This window comes from Nocardia sp. NPDC050799 (assembly GCF_040654015.1).
GTDB lineage: Bacteria > Actinomycetota > Actinomycetes > Mycobacteriales > Mycobacteriaceae > Nocardia.
In genome coordinates, this window is the sequence record NZ_JBFAHF010000017.1 from 27,536 (window position 1) to 43,894 (window position 16,359).

The 16,359-nt window shown below is 68.8% G+C and carries 15 protein-coding genes; 7 read left to right on the forward strand and 8 right to left on the reverse strand.

Going from position 1 to position 16,359, the window contains the following annotated elements; all coding sequences use genetic code 11:
* Positions 1–208: 208 nt before the first annotated feature.
* The 3 genes from AB0H42_RS18905 to AB0H42_RS18915 all read left to right on the forward strand — a co-directional run bounded on the left by AB0H42_RS18905 (position 209) and on the right by AB0H42_RS18915 (position 3,250).
* Positions 209–1,102, forward strand: a complete 894-nt coding sequence (locus tag AB0H42_RS18905; protein ID WP_357057369.1) for a helix-turn-helix transcriptional regulator — start codon at positions 209–211, stop codon at positions 1,100–1,102.
* Positions 1,103–1,342: 240 nt separating this feature from the next.
* Positions 1,343–2,701 (forward strand): M20/M25/M40 family metallo-hydrolase, encoded by a 1,359-nt coding sequence (locus AB0H42_RS18910; RefSeq protein WP_357057371.1) that lies wholly within the window; start codon positions 1,343–1,345, stop codon positions 2,699–2,701.
* Between the two features lie 21 nt (positions 2,702–2,722).
* Complete coding sequence (locus tag AB0H42_RS18915; RefSeq protein ID WP_357057373.1) at positions 2,723–3,250, forward strand: YbhB/YbcL family Raf kinase inhibitor-like protein; 528 nt, start codon at positions 2,723–2,725, stop codon at positions 3,248–3,250.
* A gap of 47 nt (positions 3,251–3,297) precedes the next feature.
* Here AB0H42_RS18915 and AB0H42_RS18920 read toward each other — a convergent pair whose 3' ends face one another.
* Together AB0H42_RS18920 and AB0H42_RS18925 are read right to left on the reverse strand one after the other, a co-directional pair.
* Positions 3,298–5,130, reverse strand: a complete 1,833-nt coding sequence (locus AB0H42_RS18920) for a long-chain fatty acid--CoA ligase (RefSeq protein ID WP_357057375.1) — start codon at positions 5,128–5,130, stop codon at positions 3,298–3,300.
* Positions 5,131–5,375: 245 nt separating this feature from the next.
* Positions 5,376–6,875 (reverse strand): carbohydrate kinase family protein, encoded by a 1,500-nt coding sequence (locus AB0H42_RS18925; RefSeq protein WP_357057377.1) that lies wholly within the window; start codon positions 6,873–6,875, stop codon positions 5,376–5,378.
* A gap of 367 nt (positions 6,876–7,242) precedes the next feature.
* On the opposite strand from AB0H42_RS18925, the gene AB0H42_RS18930 reads away from it, so the two are divergent.
* Complete coding sequence (locus tag AB0H42_RS18930; protein ID WP_357057379.1) at positions 7,243–7,623, forward strand: hypothetical protein; 381 nt, start codon at positions 7,243–7,245, stop codon at positions 7,621–7,623.
* Between the two features lie 13 nt (positions 7,624–7,636).
* On the opposite strand, the gene AB0H42_RS18935 is transcribed toward AB0H42_RS18930, so the two are convergent.
* From AB0H42_RS18935 to AB0H42_RS18945, 3 genes are read right to left on the reverse strand one after another with little or no spacing between them, the layout of a single operon-like run.
* Complete coding sequence (locus AB0H42_RS18935) at positions 7,637–8,713, reverse strand: quinone-dependent dihydroorotate dehydrogenase (RefSeq protein ID WP_357057566.1); 1,077 nt, start codon at positions 8,711–8,713, stop codon at positions 7,637–7,639.
* Between the two features lie 5 nt (positions 8,714–8,718).
* On the reverse strand, positions 8,719–8,985 hold the full coding sequence (locus AB0H42_RS18940) for a DUF5703 family protein (protein WP_030520000.1): 267 nt from the start codon (positions 8,983–8,985) through the stop codon (positions 8,719–8,721).
* Positions 8,985–10,052, reverse strand: coding sequence for a hypothetical protein (locus tag AB0H42_RS18945; protein WP_357057381.1), 1,068 nt, complete (start codon positions 10,050–10,052; stop codon positions 8,985–8,987). Before AB0H42_RS18945 ends, AB0H42_RS18940 begins: the two co-directional genes overlap by 1 nt.
* A 125-nt stretch (positions 10,053–10,177) precedes the next feature.
* Here AB0H42_RS18945 and AB0H42_RS18950 point away from each other — a divergent pair, with 125 nt between their 5' ends.
* Genes AB0H42_RS18950 through AB0H42_RS18960 form a run of 3 tightly spaced genes read left to right on the forward strand, consistent with a single transcriptional unit; the run spans position 10,178 to position 13,247 of the window.
* Positions 10,178–10,528 carry a hypothetical protein gene (locus AB0H42_RS18950; protein WP_357057383.1) on the forward strand — a complete coding sequence of 117 codons (351 nt, stop codon included), beginning with the start codon at positions 10,178–10,180 and terminating at the stop codon, positions 10,526–10,528.
* Complete coding sequence (locus tag AB0H42_RS18955; RefSeq protein WP_357057384.1) at positions 10,525–11,109, forward strand: hypothetical protein; 585 nt, start codon at positions 10,525–10,527, stop codon at positions 11,107–11,109. Before AB0H42_RS18950 ends, AB0H42_RS18955 begins: the two co-directional genes overlap by 4 nt.
* A gap of 17 nt (positions 11,110–11,126) precedes the next feature.
* Positions 11,127–13,247, forward strand: coding sequence for an MMPL family transporter (locus AB0H42_RS18960; protein ID WP_357057386.1), 2,121 nt, complete (start codon positions 11,127–11,129; stop codon positions 13,245–13,247).
* Positions 13,248–13,251: 4 nt separating this feature from the next.
* On the opposite strand, the gene AB0H42_RS18965 is transcribed toward AB0H42_RS18960, so the two are convergent.
* The 3 genes from AB0H42_RS18965 to AB0H42_RS18975 all read right to left on the reverse strand — a co-directional run bounded on the left by AB0H42_RS18965 (position 13,252) and on the right by AB0H42_RS18975 (position 16,320).
* Complete coding sequence (locus AB0H42_RS18965; protein ID WP_357057388.1) at positions 13,252–14,133, reverse strand: heme ABC transporter ATP-binding protein; 882 nt, start codon at positions 14,131–14,133, stop codon at positions 13,252–13,254.
* Entirely contained in the window at positions 14,130–15,212 is a 1,083-nt protein-coding gene (locus AB0H42_RS18970) for an iron ABC transporter permease (protein WP_357057390.1), read from the reverse strand. The genes AB0H42_RS18965 and AB0H42_RS18970 overlap by 4 nt, the downstream gene beginning before the upstream one ends.
* A gap of 70 nt (positions 15,213–15,282) precedes the next feature.
* Positions 15,283–16,320, reverse strand: a complete 1,038-nt coding sequence (locus AB0H42_RS18975; protein ID WP_357057392.1) for an ABC transporter substrate-binding protein — start codon at positions 16,318–16,320, stop codon at positions 15,283–15,285.
* Between the last annotated feature and the right edge of the window lie 39 nt (positions 16,321–16,359).

Below are 16,359 nucleotides of genomic sequence, written 5' to 3' on the forward strand. Positions count from 1 at the left end.
CAGGAAGATGCTACGGGTATGCGGCACTGTAGGATTCGATCCGCACGTTCGCGGCAGCCGATAGTCGCGCAGGTGCCGGTCCCGCTCGGAGCGGGCGCGTTACCGGAATATGCGCTTACCGGATAGTAGGATTGCCTGCCGACCGGTGCGGTTCGGCGGTGGCGGGCGCCGTACGATGCAGCACAGCACGAACTGGCCAGAGGCGACCATGACACACGAGCGTGACGATTCCGATACCCCGGATACGGCGGAAGCCGATCGTGGGCCGACAGTGTTGCGTATCTCGCTCGGCAGCAGATTGCGCCGTTTACGGGAGGCGTGCGGGATCAGCCGCGAGGACGCCGGCGATCACATCCGCGGTTCCCATGCCAAGATCAGTCGGCTCGAGCTGGGCCGGACCCGGTTCCGGGAGCGTGACCTGCTCGACCTGTTGAAGCTCTACGGGGTCGACGATCCGGAGAAGCTGACCGTCTACGTGGATCTGATGAAGAAGGCGAACGATCCGGGATGGTGGCAGCCGTTCAACGATGTGCTGCCGAACTGGTTCGAGAACTATATCGGCCTGGAGCAGGCCGCGACGACGATTCGCACCTACGAGGCACAGTTCGTGCCGGGCCTGCTGCAGACGGAGTCCTACGCCCGGTCGGTGATCACGCTCGGTAACGACGACGAGACCGAACGCCGGGTCGGTATCCGGATGCGCCGCCAGGACATCCTGAGCCGCGCCGCGGCGCCGACACTATGGGCGGTCGTGGACGAGAATGCGCTGCGCCGCCCGATCGACGGCTATCCCGAGTTGCGGGATCAGATCGAACATCTCATCGCGGCCTCCGATCGGCCCAATGTGAAGATCCAGGTGCTGCCCTATTCGGTGGGCGGCCATCCGGCGGCCGGTGGTTCGTTCAGTATCCTCCGGTTTCCGGAACCCGAGCTGCCGGACATGGTCTACATGGAGCAACTCACGACCTCGCACTACCTGGAGAAGAAGCAGGACGTCGAGGTGTACATGACGGTGATGAACAAGTTGAGCGTTATTGCGCTCACCCCGGGGGAGAGCCGGGACTACCTACGTAAAGTGCTCTCCGAACTGCCCGCCGAGTAGGTCCGGGCGCAGCGGGGAAGTCGTTCCGGTTTCCGGTGCCGGGCGGGGAGCGGCGTATCGACCGGCCGGACCACGCCTCGAGGCCCCTCCATTCCGCACGGCACGTCCTGTCGTATCGAACCAGGAATCCGAGATTAACCCGAAGATGCCCATACGTAGATATGCGCATCTGAACATGTGCCGAGAGAAGGCGGTCGCACCGAAAGGAAGCAGGGACATCAGAGATGGTAGGAAGGGGGCGTGGCCGCTACAGGTGAAAATTCGGGTTCTGCTCGTGCTCGTGCCGTGGCAGAGGTGGTGGAGCTGGTCAGCACGCTGATCCGGTTCGACACCTCCAATACCGGCGATCTTGCGACCACCAAGGGCGAACGAGAGTGTGCCGAATGGGTGGCGCGGCAACTGGAAGATGCCGGATACACCACCGAATACGTGGAATCAGGCGCCCCGGGCCGCGGCAATGTCTTCGCGCGGCTGCCGGGCGCCGATCCGGGTCGCGGCGCGCTGCTGTTGCACGGGCATCTCGACGTGGTGCCGGCACAGGCGGCGGACTGGAGTGTGCACCCGTTCTCGGGCGCCGTCCAGGACGGTTATGTCTGGGGTCGCGGCGCGATCGATATGAAGGACATGGTGGGGATGATGCTGGCGGTGGCCCGCCAGTTCAAGATCGAGGGGACGGTGCCGCCCCGAGACCTGGTCTTCGCCTTCCTGGCCGACGAGGAGGCCGGTGGGAAGTGGGGATCGCATTGGCTGGTGGAGCACCGTCCCGACCTCTTCGAAGGCGTTACCGAGGCCGTGGGCGAGGTCGGCGGGTTCTCCCTGACCGTCCCGCTCCCGGACGGTGGCGAGCGGCGCCTCTATCTGGTGGAGACGGCGGAGAAGGGGCTGGGCTGGATGCGGTTGCGCGCGAAGGCGCGCGCGGGCCACGGTTCGTTCCTGCACGAGGACAACGCCGTCACCATCCTGGCGGCCGCGGTGGCGCGCCTGGGCACCCATACGTTTCCGCTCGTGCTCTCCGATTCGGTCGCCGAGTTCCTGGCCGCCGTAGCACAGGAGTCCGGGCTGGAGTTCGATCCGGGCAGCCCCGATATCGAGGGCACGCTGGCCAAACTGGGGTCCATTTCCCGGATCATCGGCGCGACCCTGCGCGATACCGCCAACCCGACCATGCTGAACGCGGGGTACAAGGCGAACGTCATTCCGCAGACCGCGGAGGCGGTGGTGGACTGCCGGGTGGTCCCGGGGCGGCAGGCCGCGTTCGAACGGGAAGTGGACGAACTCATCGGTCCGGATGTGGAGCGGGAGTGGATCACCAAACTCGACTCCTACGAAACGACTTTCGACGGTCATCTCGTGGATGCGATGAACGACGCGATCCTGGCCCACGACCCGCAGGGCCGGACCGTCCCGTACATGCTCTCCGGAGGCACGGACGCGAAAGCCTTCGCGCATCTGGGTATCCGGTGTTTCGGGTTCGCGCCACTCCGGTTGCCGCCGGAGCTGGACTTCGCGGCCCTGTTCCACGGTGTGGACGAACGTGTTCCGGTCGACGCGCTCGAGTTCGGCACCGAGGTGCTGGAACACTTCCTGTTGCACAGCTGATCCGATTCGAAAGAGGAGAACATGGCCGACAACCCCTACGACGCCCTGCCTTCGGTCCCGTCGTTCACCCTGACCTCCACCGATGTGTCCGACGGTGCGCCGTTGGGCAACGCTCAGGTCAGCGGTGTCTTCGGTGCCGGCGGCGCGGATGTGTCGCCGCAGCTGAGCTGGTCGGGATTCCCGGCGGAGACCAAGAGTTTCGCGGTGACGGTCTACGACCCCGACGCGCCGACGGCCTCCGGCTTCTGGCATTGGGCGGTGGCGGATATCCCCGTGTCGGTGACGGAGCTGCCTGCGGGGGCCGGCAGCGAGGGCGGCGAACTGCCGTCCGGCGCGGTGACGCTCCGTAACGACGGCGGGTTCGCGGGCTATGTCGGGGCAGCCCCGCCGGCCGGGCACGGTCCGCACCGCTACTTCATCGTGGTGCACGCGGTGGATGTGGACTCGCTGGGCGTGCCGCCGGAGGCTTCCCCGGCGTTCCTCGGATTCAACCTGTTCTCGCACACCCTGGCGCGGGCGGTTCTGGTCGGCACCTACGAGCAGAAGTAGGACGCGCGTTCTGGTGGCCCCGGCGGATACCGCCGGGGCCACTGCCGTCACCGGGGATGTACCTCGATCACGGTTTCGGGTGGTGAGTCGGCGCGGAGCGCTTCGATCCGGGCCGCGTACTTCGTGGCGATCGGCGCTCGTTTGAGCGACATCTTCGGGGTGAGTTCGTCACCGCCGGGTTCCCAGACCGTATCGACGATGGTGAACCGTTTGATCTGTTCCACCCGGGACAGTTTCGCGTTCCCCGCCGCGACCGCCGCCCGCACGTCCTCGATGATCTCGGGTCGCTGCGACAACTGCGCGATATCGGCCGCCGCGGCGTCGATCTCCTTGGCCCGTACGGCGGCCATATCCGGATCGAGCACGATGAGCGCGGTGATATAGGGCTGGGCTTCGCCGAGTGCGACGACCTGGCCCACCAGCGAGGAGGCCGCTTTCACGGCGTTCTCGATATTACTCGGCGCGATGTTCTTACCGCTCGCGTTGATGATCATCTCCTTCTTGCGGTCGATGATCCGGAGATAGCCGTCGGGATCGAGGGTGCCGATATCGCCGGTGTGCAGCCACCCCTGCGTGTCGAGTGCCTCCGCGGTTTTCTCGGGCATTCCGCGGTAGCCGTGGGTGACGATCTCGCCGCGCACGAGGACCTCACCGTCGTCGGCGAGACGCAGCTCGACGCCGTCGACCGGGTGGCCCACCGAGCCGGGACGGGGTTTGTCCAGTTCGGTATAGGTGGCGACACCGCTGGTCTCCGACATACCCCAGACCTCGGAGACGCAGAATCCGAGGCCCAGGAAGAATTCGAGGGTTTCCGGTGGAATGGGTGCGGCGCCCGAGGACGCCACGCGCAGGTCCGCGAGGCCGAGGGCGGCGCGCACCTTGCCGAGGAGCAGTTTCTCGGCGACGCGGTGCTGCAGATCCAGCAGCGGGCCGCGGCCGGTGCCGGCGAGATCGGCTCGGGCGGCGGCGATTCCGGTGGCCACGGCCCACTTCGCGATGGCTTTTTTGGCGCCGGTTTCGGCGGCCAGCTTCGCTTCGACGCCGCCTTTGATCTTCTGCCAGACCCGCGGCACGCCGAAGAACACCGTGGGCCGGGCGTCCGGTAGCGCGGCGGCGATCTCCCGGGGGTCGGGGACGGTGGTGATCTGGATACCGGTGACGAGGTTGATGGCGTGCCCGGAGATGCGGTCGGCGACGTGCGCGGCGGGCAGATAGGACAGGGCACGGTCGTCGAGCCCGACATCCATGGGGCCGCTGTTCAGCGCGATGATCTGAGCGAGCACATTGCGGTGGGTGAGCTCGACTCCCTTGGACGGGCCGGTGGTGCCGGAGGTGTAGATGATGGTGACCAGGTCGCCGGGTTCGACGGCCCGCCATGCGGCGTCGAAGTCGAAATCCGGGTCGGGCGCGGCTTCGAGGTCCGCCAGGGTGGTGGTGCCTTCCGCGGGCCCGTCGACGAGGACGATGTGGTCGAGCGCGACCCCCGCGGCGCGGACGGTGCCGAGGAACTGCTGTTCGGTCACGACGATCTTGTTCTCGGCGTTGGTGAAGGCATGCGCGACCTGCTCCGGGGAGGAGGTGTTGTAGACGGAGAACGGGGTGGCGCCGACGTGCAGGGCGGCGGTGTCGACGAGGTTGAATTCCGGCCGGTTGGTGAGCATCACGCCGAGGGTGTCGCCGCGGTCGAGGCCCAGTGCGGACAGTCCGGCGGCGATCACCCGGACCCGGTCGCCGTACTCGCGCCAGGTGATCTGCTGCGTGCCGCCGACGGTGCGCAGCGCGACCGCGTCGGGTCGCAGGGCGATGGTCTGCTGGAAGGCCGCAGGCACGGTGTCGACGAGGGCGCCCGTGCGGTGCCGGTAGACGATATCTGTGGTCATGGTCCGATCCCGGTGCTGGATGCCGCGGACCGGGTACCACCGGTACCGCCGAGACGGTCACCGCGGCAGTGATGTGGATCACTATGTTACCGAGCGTTCGGTGTCCGGGATGCGAATTCGCCAGCGTGCGCGACTGTAGCAATCACCGCGGGCAGTCACCGCCTTGCACGATGCGCAGTGATGTTCACCCCCGAGGCCGGTGGCGAACCTCTCGTGGCCCGAGCGCTCACCGGCGTGCGCCAGTATCAGTGGCTCTCGGCAGTCAGACGAATGATTCGATCCACCTCGTCGACAGTCGGCATCGTGCCGGGTATGTCCCCGGCGAAGGCCTGTGTCGCGACCATGGCGGCGGTTGCCCAGGCAAAGTCGTGCTCATCCGCGAAACGGCGTTCCGTGTCCGACCTCCCACGGTCGCCGGCTACCGACAGCAGGCGATAGATGAGGGCGCCGACGAAGGCGGACCGTGAGCCGGGGATGTCCGTGAGTGCCGCGGCCTGCATGCGAGGTATGTCGAGTGCGAAGCGGTCGGAGCGTACGGTGCATCCGAAATCTTCGACCACGCATACCGCCCGGGCGCCGAGCATTCGTAGCTGCTCCGCGATATGGGGACCGGAGCGAGCAGGAACCTCGGGAACGAGGTAATCGAGTTCTCGGAGCGAACCGATCAAATAGTCCACATGGGGCAAATAGCGGTAGAGGACCTGTGGAGAGTCGACTTTTGCGGAGGTGACGAGTACCGGTGGGCGATCGGCCAGGGCTTGCACAGTGCCCAGAGCCTGTTCGATTATCGGAAGTGGGGGCTCGAGAGTGATGAGAACAGCGTCGGAATCGGTGAGAGCGGACCGGACGAGCGGAGCAGTGAGTTCGGTGTCGGTCAGCCGGATCCGATCATCGGCGCATGCGATGGTGCCGGTGATGCCGGTGCGACTCACGAGCAGGGCAGTGATCGGTGTGGCAGCCTTCGGGACGACCTTCACCAGCGACGTGTCGATGTTCTCGGATCGTAGGTAATCGAGGATGCGTCGGCCGCCCTCGTCATCGCCGACAGAAGCAATGAACCTGACATCGATCCCCAGGCGCGCCGCAGCAACGACACAATTGAGCCCCTTGCCGCCCGGGTTCGCGGTGAAACGCCCACGGGCGAATCCCCGAGCGTCGGGGATGGTATCCACCTGGTAGACGTGGTCGATCACTGCGTCCCCGATGACCGTGAGGGTCCCGGTACCCGCTCGCGCAGGGATACGGCCGTAGCGATCGTCGGTGTGAACCGCGCCGGTGACCAGTAGCGCGGCGAGAGCGGTGAAAGCACGGCGTTCGGGGGTCGCGCGGAGAGAGCGCACAGTGGGAGCCGGCGGTATGGGGTCGGCGGCCGCTAGTTCGTGTAGCCGCCGCCAGTGCGCCGAGAGGTATTCGCGGCGTGCGCCGAGATCCTGGGAGTAGAGCGCTGCGCGATCGAGGTCGGGCTCGTCTGTTCTCTCGAGTAGGCCGAGGGACAATTCGGCGTCGGTGATCACACGGTGGGTGGGCGGCAATCGGCGCGCGTGTTCACGTACTACCGGAAGGACGGCCTGGAGCCGGGTGCTGCCGTGGTCGTCCGCGTATCGCTTGACCACGGGGAGATCGAGGAGGGGACTTATATCGATCTCGGTTGTTCGCAGCCGCTCCAGGCTGAGGCCGGAACGTTTGCAGAGCCGGGTCAGGATATTGCGGATCGCGACGATTGCCGTGTCGTCGTGAGGAACCATGTGGCACGCCTTTCAGCTGCTCCGTCGCCGCTTGGGTTTCAGCACTGTCACTAATGGCAATAACCATAATGCAGAGGGCGTTTGACATCCGAATTGACCGGATGACTGTCAAATGACAGACTTGACAGAGAGTTTTCCCTCGATCCAGAGGACGGGAGGGCCTGGTGATCGCAGTGCGGAAATCCCTGGTCGCAGGACGTCGTCACGAGGCACGACGAGGTGCGGAGCGAGTGAGCGCGGACCCCGAGCCTTCCTCTGCGCAGCCGCGCTGAGCCGTCCTTCGATCCGCCATTCCCGACGGCAGCGATGCCGTGCCCGGCCGTTTCTCCGGCCCGGTCTCGGTGCCGAGCCCCCTGAGGAGGCAGCTGTGACCATCCATATCACCGACTGGCTGATGACCAGCGGTATCTCCCCCGAATTCGCCGAACGCGTGCAGACTCGGCACGGCTCGTGGTGGCGGCTGAGCTGGCTGCCCGGCCGTGATCTGTCGTTCGAGCAGGCCTATGCCGGTATGGCCGTGGACGAGACCCTGTCCGATCCCGCGCTGGTGTACGACCAGACGGCTTTGGCCCGTGCCGCCGGATCGGTGGAGCTGCTCGGCCTGGTGTGGGAGCAGGTGGTCGTGCTGCTGGCGAACCGGGTGGAGGCCCGGCTGCTGGAGTCGCAGTTCATGCACGATCGGCTGCCGCCCGGCGCGGTTCCGCATCGGGGCGGCCCCGGCGCCCTCCGTAGCGGTTCCGCCGCGTGAGTAGCCGGTCCGCTCAGCGGTGCGCGGCGTGGCCGGCGCCCACAGCGTCGGCCAGACTGCGGTAACCGCCGGCCCGCAGCCGCGCCGCGATACCGCGGTGGATGCTCCGGGTCCACCGCGGGCCGCCGTAGATGAAGCCGGTGTAACCCTGCAGGAGCGAAGCTCCGGCGAGAATTCGTTCCCACGCCTGCTCGGGGGTTTCGATCCCGCCCACCGAGACCAGCACCAGCCGGTCGCCGACCCGGGCGTACAGCCGCCGCAGCACTTCCAGTGAGCGGTCGGCGACCGGTGGGCCGGACAGTCCACCGGCCCCGATCGCGGCGACCTTGTCGGGGTCGCTGGCGAGTCCGGTGCGGCCGATGGTGGTGTTGGTGGCGACGATACCGGCCACGCCGAGTTCCACCGCCAGATCGGCGGCCGCGTCGATATCCTCGTCCGACAGGTCGGGGGCGATCTTCACCAGTACCGGGACCCGCACGCTGTCGAGCACGGCGGTGAGGACCGGGCGCAGTGATTCCACGGCCTGTAGATCCCGCAGCCCCGGAGTATTGGGCGAACTGACATTGACGACCACGAAATCGGCGAGCGGGCCCAGCAGACGAGCGCTGGTGGCGTAGTCCTCGGCGGCGTGGGCGGCGTCGACCACCTTCGTCTTGCCGATGTTCGCGCCGATCGGCACGGTCGTCTTCCGCCCGTGCAGCCGGGCGGCCGCGGCCGCGGCACCGTGGTTGTTGAAGCCCATCCGGTTTATCAGGGCCCGGTCGTCGGGGAGCCGGAACAGGCGGGGTTGCGGATTACCGGGCTGGGCGGCGGCGGTGACGGTCCCGATCTCGGCGAATCCGAAGCCGAGTGCGCCCCAGGCGTCGACTCCGGTCGCGTCCTTGTCGAATCCGGCCGCCATTCCGAGCGGGGCGGCGAACTCCACCCCGAAAGCGGTGGTCCGCAGGATGGGATCGTCCACGCCGAACAACCGGTGCAACAGGGCTCGGGTGGGGGCGAGTGCGGTGGCTGCGCGGATCACCCCGAACACGAGGCGGTGGATGCGCTCCGGCGGGACCAGGAACATGACCCGCAGCAGTAATCGATACAGCACGCTCATAGCTCCACAGAATGCCCCGCGGGGCTGGTCAGCGCGGTTTTGCGGCGGCGCAAGAGGACGCGGCGGCTGCCGTCGGTGTAGGCGCGGACGCGGGAGAGTTCCCAGCCGCCGTACTCGGCCTGGATGGCCAGTCGCATCGAGGCGGTGACCCGGGTGACATCGGGCGGCAGGCGCAGCGGTATGTACTCGTAGTCGTCACCGCTTGTCTCCCAGGTGGCCGGGAGCGTGGTGCGCGAGGTCGCTGCACGTCGAGTGGATGCCATCACTGCCCTCTCTTGCGCTGGTCCGCGGGGATGCGCTGCAGACCCGGTTCGGTCGCGGAGCCGATGTAGAGATCGCCGGTCGTGTCGTCGGCGGTCACCGCGTTCGGCTGCCGGATCGTCGGATATCGGCCCACCTCGCGCGGTGTTCCCGTCGACAGGTCGTAGCCGACGATCTCGTTGCTTTGCGTGCACGTCGCCCATACGGTGTCAGAACGCCGGTCGTAGGCGAGTGCGTAAGGCGACGATCCTACCGGGTAGCGCTGACGCAGCACGAGTGGATCGGTGGTGAACACCAGGAGCTGGCCGCTGTCGGGATCGGTGACCACGACCCGGTCGTAGGACGCTTCGACGAGGTTCGCGGCCCCGGCCCCGGCTCGAAGCGCGAGCCCGAGCCGCTCCGCACCGGCTGTTATCTCGGTGATCAGGGTCTGGCGGCGGTCCAGTACGGCGAGGGTGTCACCGGTGAGGGCGATCGCGTCGGCGGACACCAGGCCGGACACGGTCCGCTGGACGCGGCCCTCCCGGTCGAGGAGCAGGACCCGGCCGTCGGCGGTGCCCGCGATCAGGGTGCCGTCCGGGCGGGAGCGCACACTGCGCAGCGCGCCGTCGACGGGAATACGGGTGACGACGCGGGTCGCGGCGTCGACGCGCAGGATCGCGCCGTCGGCGGCCGCAAGGATCTCCCCGGCGGTGCCGGCGGCGATCGTCGTGGCCGGGGCCGGTAGCCGCACCTCATGGGTCGTGGGCGGTTCGGTGGCCGGGGTGAACACGGTGAGGGTGGTTCCGGCGGGGTCGAGGCCGGCGAGGTTTCCGCTGCCCGGGTCGCCGACGAGGGCGGTGAGCGTGGTCGGGGCCGGATAGACCTGCCCCGCGGGGGCGGTGGTGACCGGTGGTGAAACCGCCGGTGTCGCCGGTTCGCGGGTGGGTACGTCGCCGGGGCCGGGCTCGCCGTCGCTCGAACACCCGGTCAGTGCGACGACTGCGGTGAGCAGTAACGCGGCGACGGTACCGCGTGGTCTCCGGCGCCGGACCCGGTGCTCTGTGTCCGGAAACGACCGATGCTGCATTCGATTATCTGATCACGACGGGGTTGGCGGCGGTGCCAGCGGGGTATGTGGGGTGTCGGCAGCCGGGCGCCGGTGCGGGCCGGGTTAACGTACGGATCAGATGGTGCGGAGGTCAGGAGTTGACGATGCACGAGGTGCCGGGTTTTTCCGCCGACGAGGTGACCACGGGCCCGTTCGCGCACGGATTCGGTCGTACCGGTGACGGGCGCTCGTTCGCGTTCCGCACGGTGCGGGCGACGCTGCGCCTGGAGGTCTATCGGCCCGATCTCCATCCCGAGGAGGTGCCCGGGCCCGAGGATGTGGTCGCCGTCGCGGAAACCCATGTGACGGATATCGATCTCGACGACACCCGCAGTGTGGTGGCACTGGTGCGCGATCTGCTCCCTGCCGCCGAGCCGCCGCCGCGAGGCCGTAATGTTCCGACCGTGCGGGCGTTGCTGGCCCGGATCGGGTCGGTGATCGAAGGTATGCAGTGAATGATGGTATTGGTGGCGTGATGCGGTACACATCTGTTTTCCGGCCGGTGCGCGGTGCGCGCGCCAGATTTATGTCACTCGTCATTCTGCTCGTGGCAGCGGCTTCGGTGGCCGCCTGTGGGTCCGGAGTCGACGAAGAGGCGGTGGCGGCGGCACGATCCTCGGCGAAGGCCGCGTTGTCCTCGTCCGCGGCGGCGACCTCGCAGGAGCTCGCGTCCCGCTCGCTCCCGACGGCCGCCGAACTGGACGGGCAGATCAAACAGGCGCTGGATCCGGCGCTGCCGGATTCGGAGCGGACCGCGCTCATCGAGGACGGGGAGGCGTTCGCGCAGGCGATCCCCGATATGTACAAGGCGCTGCAGGACAATCCGCGGGCCGTGTACGGGGTCACCGATCCGGTGTTCGACAACCACGACGGTACGGTGACCGCGACCTTGCGACTGGACAAGGACGGCTCCGGCACGGCCGTCCGTACCACCGTGGTGCATTTCATCTATCTCGACGGCGCGTGGAAGCTGTCGCGGACCGATCTGTGCGGGATCCTGCGTTCGGCCGATTACCGAACCGCGGCGTGCGGTTAGGCGGCGGGCGCGCGCGGATGTACACGTCGGAATCCCATCGGTGGGGTTGTTTCGTGTACCGGCACCGGGTCGCGGTGCTCGTGGTCTTCCTGGCCCTGGTGGCGGCATCGGGTCTGTACGGGCGGGATCTCGCGGATCGGTTGACCCAGGAGGGGTGGTTCGACGAGTCGAGCGAATCGGTGGCGGCCTCGAAACTGGCCGACGCGACCTTCGGCCGGGACACCGACAGCGATGTGATCGCCCTGTATACCGCGCCGCCGGGGCGCACCGTGGACGATCCGGAGGTGCGGGCGGCGGTGACCGCCCAGCTGGCCGGGCTGCTGCGCGACCATCCCGACCGGGTGCTGCGGATCGACAGCTACTGGGACAGCGCGCTGTCCGGGCAGTTCGCCGATGATTCGCGCACTCATGCGTTCGCCAGTATCGGCCTGCGAGGTGAGGGTTCGGCGACCGTCGACAACTACCAGGCGATCGTCGGCGAACTGGCGCCCGCCGGTCCCGGTGCCGGACCCGCCGGTACGACGGTGCAGGCGGCGGGCCTGCAGCCGGTGGTGGAGGGCATCAACACCGGGATGCAGGACGATATCCGGCGGGCGGAGATGATCGCGCTGCCGCTGGTGGCGATCCTGCTGTACTTCGTGTTCGGCGGCGTGGTGGCCGCCGTGCTCCCGGTGCTGATCGGCGGGATGACGATCCTGGGCACCCAGGGCATCATGCGGCTGCTCACCGGCTATATCGATGTGAACGTTTTCGCCAGCGCCGTGGTGACGCTGGTGAGTCTGGGCCTGGCGATCGACTACGGTCTGTTCACCGTCACCCGGTTCCGGGAGGAACTGGCCGCGGGTCGCGGGGTGGAGGAGGCGGTCGCGCGGACGGTCGCCACGGCGGGCCGCACGGTGCTGTTCTCGGCGGCGATCATCGCGGTGAGCCTGGGCGCGCTGTTGATCTTCCCGAACGGGGTGCTGCGGTCGGTGCCCTACGGCGGAATCAGTTCGGTGCTGCTGGCGGCGGTGCTGTCGGTGACCGCGCTACCGGCGATGCTCGCGATCGCGGGCCCGCGGATCGATCTGTGGCAGTGGCGGCGGTTCGCGCGGGCCAGTACCGAGGCCGAGATCGATCGCGGGATCTTCTCCCGGCTGGCGGGGTGGTCGATGGCGCGGCCGTGGGCGGTGATCGTTCCGGTGGTGCTGGGCCTGCTGCTGCTGATGGTGCCGTTCCGGCATATCGAGTTCGGGGGCCTGAGCGAGAAGTATCTGGCGCAGGACAATCCGGCGCGGATGGCGCAGGAGGAGTTCGACGCGCTGTTTCCGGGTTTCCGGACCGAACCGCTGCGCCTGGTCGTGACCGGTGCGGACGCGTCCCAGCTGAGCGATATCCGCCTGCAGGCCAATGCCACTCCCGGGCTGACGGGTCCGTTCGAACCTGCCGCTCCCACCCGTGACGGGATCAATGTGCTGCAGGCGGGGCTGGTCGACGAGCGGACCGCCGATACCACGATCGCGGTACTGCGCGGTATCGAGGAACCCGACGGTGTGCGGGTGATGGTGGCGGGCGTGCCGGCGCTGGAACGTGACAGTATCCACGGCCTGCTCGACGGGTTGCCGTTGCTGGCGGCCGTTCTGGTGGCGGCGGCGCTGGCGCTGATGTACGCGGCGTTCCGGTCGCTGATCCTGGCGGTGAAGGCGGTGGCGATGTCGGCGCTGAGCCTGGGTGCCACGCTCGGCATCCTGACCTGGATCTTCGTGGAGGGGCACGGGGCGAGCCTGTTCGATTTCACGCCGGGACCATTGATGTTCGCGGTGCTGGTGCTGATCGTGACCGTGGTGTTCGGGCTGTCGACCGACTACGAGGTGTTCCTGCTGTCGCGGGTGGTGGAGGCGCGGGCCGCGGGAGCCGACCCGCCGGAGGCCATCCGGTACGGTATCGCGCACACCGGTGGGGTGATCACCTCGGCGGCGGCGATCCTCATCGTGGTGACGGGCGCGTTCGGTTTCTCGGAGCTGGTGATGATGAAGTACATCGCCTACGGCATGATCGCGGCTTTGGTGCTGGACGCCACGGTTATCCGGATGCTGCTGACCCCGGCCGTGCTGAGACTCGTCTGGCGTCCGGCGTCACGCGCCCCCCGGCCGCAATAATGCCTCAGCCGCGTGCGGTGCGGGCGGGCAGCACCAGTTGCGCACCGGTGTCCGGGTGGTCGAGAACCTCGACCGGGTACCGGTAGACGCGGCTGAGCAACTCGCCGGTGAGGATTTCGCGCGGGGGCCCGGCGGCGGCGACGCGTCCATCGTCCAGTACCGCGACGCGGTCGGCGTAGGCGGCGGCGGACGCCAGATCGTGCAGGACGACCACCACCGCGGCACCGGCCGCGGCGCGGTCCGCGGCGAGGGCGAGCACGGCTTCCTGATGCCCCAGGTCCAGGGCGGCGGTCGGCTCGTCCAGCAGCAGGGTCGCGGTGTCCTGGGCCAGCACCCGGGCCAGTGCGACGCGCGCCCGTTCCCCGCCGGACAGACTCGGGAACGACCGGCCGGCGAGGTGGGTGCTGTCCGTGGCCGCCATGGCGGCCGCGATCACCTCGTCGTCGCGACCGGCGTGCGGGGTGCGCTGCCAGGGCGCGCGTCCCATGGCGACCACCTCAGCGGCGCTGAACGGGAACCCGACCGTATGCGACTGCGGCAGCACCGCGCGGCGACGGGCCATATCGATCGGTGTCCACCGGTCGAGCGGTTGGCCGTCGAGTTCGACGCTGCCCCGGCCGGGGTCCAGTTCGCCCGCGAGTACCGCGAGCAGGGTCGACTTCCCGGCGCCGTTGGGTCCCACCAGAGCCACGACCTCCCCGGCGGCGACCTCGAAATCGACGCCGTCGAGTACCCGCCGTGTCCCGCCGCCGCCCCCGTGCCGGTCCAGGGTGACTCCCCGGGCGCGCAGCGTGACGCGGCCCGGTTCCGGGGCGCCGGGCAGATCGTGACCGCGCCGCAGCAACCCGGTGAGCCCGGCGCGCAGAGTGGTGGTTTCCGCGGTCATGCCCAGCCTCCCGCCCGGGCCCGGGTGCGGCGCAGCAGCCAGAAGAAGAACGGGGCGCCGATGAGCGAGGTGAGCATGCCCAGCGGTAGGTCGGCGTTGTCGACCAGGGAACGGGCAGCGACATCGGCGCCCAGGAGCACCACCGCACCGGTGACCGCGCTGACCGGGACCAGAGCCCGGTGGCCGGGGCCGACGACCATCCGCACCACATGCGGCACGATCAGGCCGACGAACAGGATGATGCCGGTGAAGGCCACCCCCGCGGTGGTCAGCACGGCGACGATCACGATCACCGTACGCCGCAGCCGTTCCACGTCGACGCCGAGATGGCGGGCCGCGGATTCACCGAGCGCGAGCAGGTCCAGCCGGGGCGCGACGAGGACCGCGGCGGCGACGCCCGCCGCGGTCAGGATCGCGACGACGGTGACCGCATCCCAGGTGGCGCCGTTGAGGCTGCCGAGCTGCCAGAACACGATCTGGTCGCGTGCCGCGGGCGAGGCGACGAACAGCAGGAACGCGATGAGCCCGCCGGCGAACGCGTTGATGGCGACACCGGTGAGCACCAGGGTCACCACTTCGGTGCGGCCGTTGGCCCGCGACAGCACGTACACCAGGGCGGTGGTGATCAGTCCGGCGGCGAACGCGGCCGCCGCGACCGACCAGGCGGCCACGAAGGCCCCGCCGAACACGATCACCGTTCCGGCGCCCACCGCGGCGCCCGAGGACACTCCGATGACGCCGGGTTCGGCAAGCGGATTGGCGAAGACACCCTGGAGCAGCGCGCCGGCGGTGGCCAGGGCAGCGCCCACCAGGATCGCCAGGACCACGCGCGGGAACCGGACCTCCCACAGCGTGACCTCCCCGGCCGGGTGTGCGGGCAGCGGACCCCAGTCCAGGCCGATCCGGTGCGCGACGCTGCCGGCGACCTCGGCGGGCGTGGTGGGGACCTGCCCGATGGCGGCGGAGGCCAGGGCCAGTACCACCAGCGCCACGACAGCGACGATGAAGGCGAGCACCGCGCGGCGGCGTGGGTGACCGGTATCCGAGGGTGCGGGTGGTTTCTCCAGGTCGACGATCATGCCGCATCCCACGGCATGATCGAGGGCCCGCCGTGCTTACGCTGCGCTGCCGCCTCCGGGCCTGACTCGCTCATGCCCGGGTCCGGCCGTATACGGCGTCGGACAGCGCGGAGATGACACGGCCGGTATTGGGTCCGAACGACAACAGCACCGCGTCGGACATATCGACGATCCGCTTGTTGCGGCCCGCCGGCGTCTGCGCGATCCCGGGGATCCGGACGATCCCGTCGACTCCGCCGATCGACGCCATCCCGTCGGTCATGACCAGCAGCACATCCGGGGCGGCCGCGATCATGGCTTCGCTGGTGATGGCGGTGAACGGTTCGGTCAGCCCGGCCTGCTGCCCGGCGTCCTCGGCGCCGAGCGCGGCGATGAGCGCGTCGGCGCCGGAGCCGGGTCCGGCGAGCATGGTGATGGCGCTGGAACGCAGGTACAGGAACGCGATCCGCAGCCGCGGATCCGGGGCGGGTACGGCAGCGGAGGCGGCCGCGATCTCGTCGCTGGTGCGGCGGCCGAGTTCCTGACCGCGCTGCGACACCCCCAGGGCGGTGGCGACCGCCTCGATCTGCGGGACCACTCCCTCCATGGTGCGTTCCGGGTCGAAGTAGACGACGGTGATCCCGGTGGCGCGCAACTGTTCCCGGACCGCCGGGGAGGCACTGGTGGTGTCGGTGAGGAACACACTGGGTCGCAACGCCAGGATCGATTCCACGTTCAGGGCGCCGTTGCCGCCGGTAACGTTCGGCAACTGCGCGACGGCGGGGAACGCCGCCGCGGTGCTGCGGCCGACCAGGTTCTCGCCCAGACCCAGCGCCCAGACGATCTGGGCGAGGGTGCCGTACCGATCGGCGGCGACGATCCGGCTCGCGTCGGTGACCGTGACATCGGCGCCGTCGAAGGAGCGGACGGTGGCCGGCAGGACCGGCGTGGGCGGCGGAGTGATCGGTACCGGATCCAGGTCGTCGAGGACCGCGGTGGCCGGACCCTGCTGGGTGGCGGCGCCGGCGGGTTCGGGGCTGTCGCAGGCGGCGGTGAGTACGAGCAGGCCCGCCGCGAGTCCTGCCAGCAGTGCGCGCGCCCGTCCGGAGCGGACCCGGTGATACCTCATGAAGGCAAGGCTAATCCGTGCGGGTGTGTCCGGTGCTCG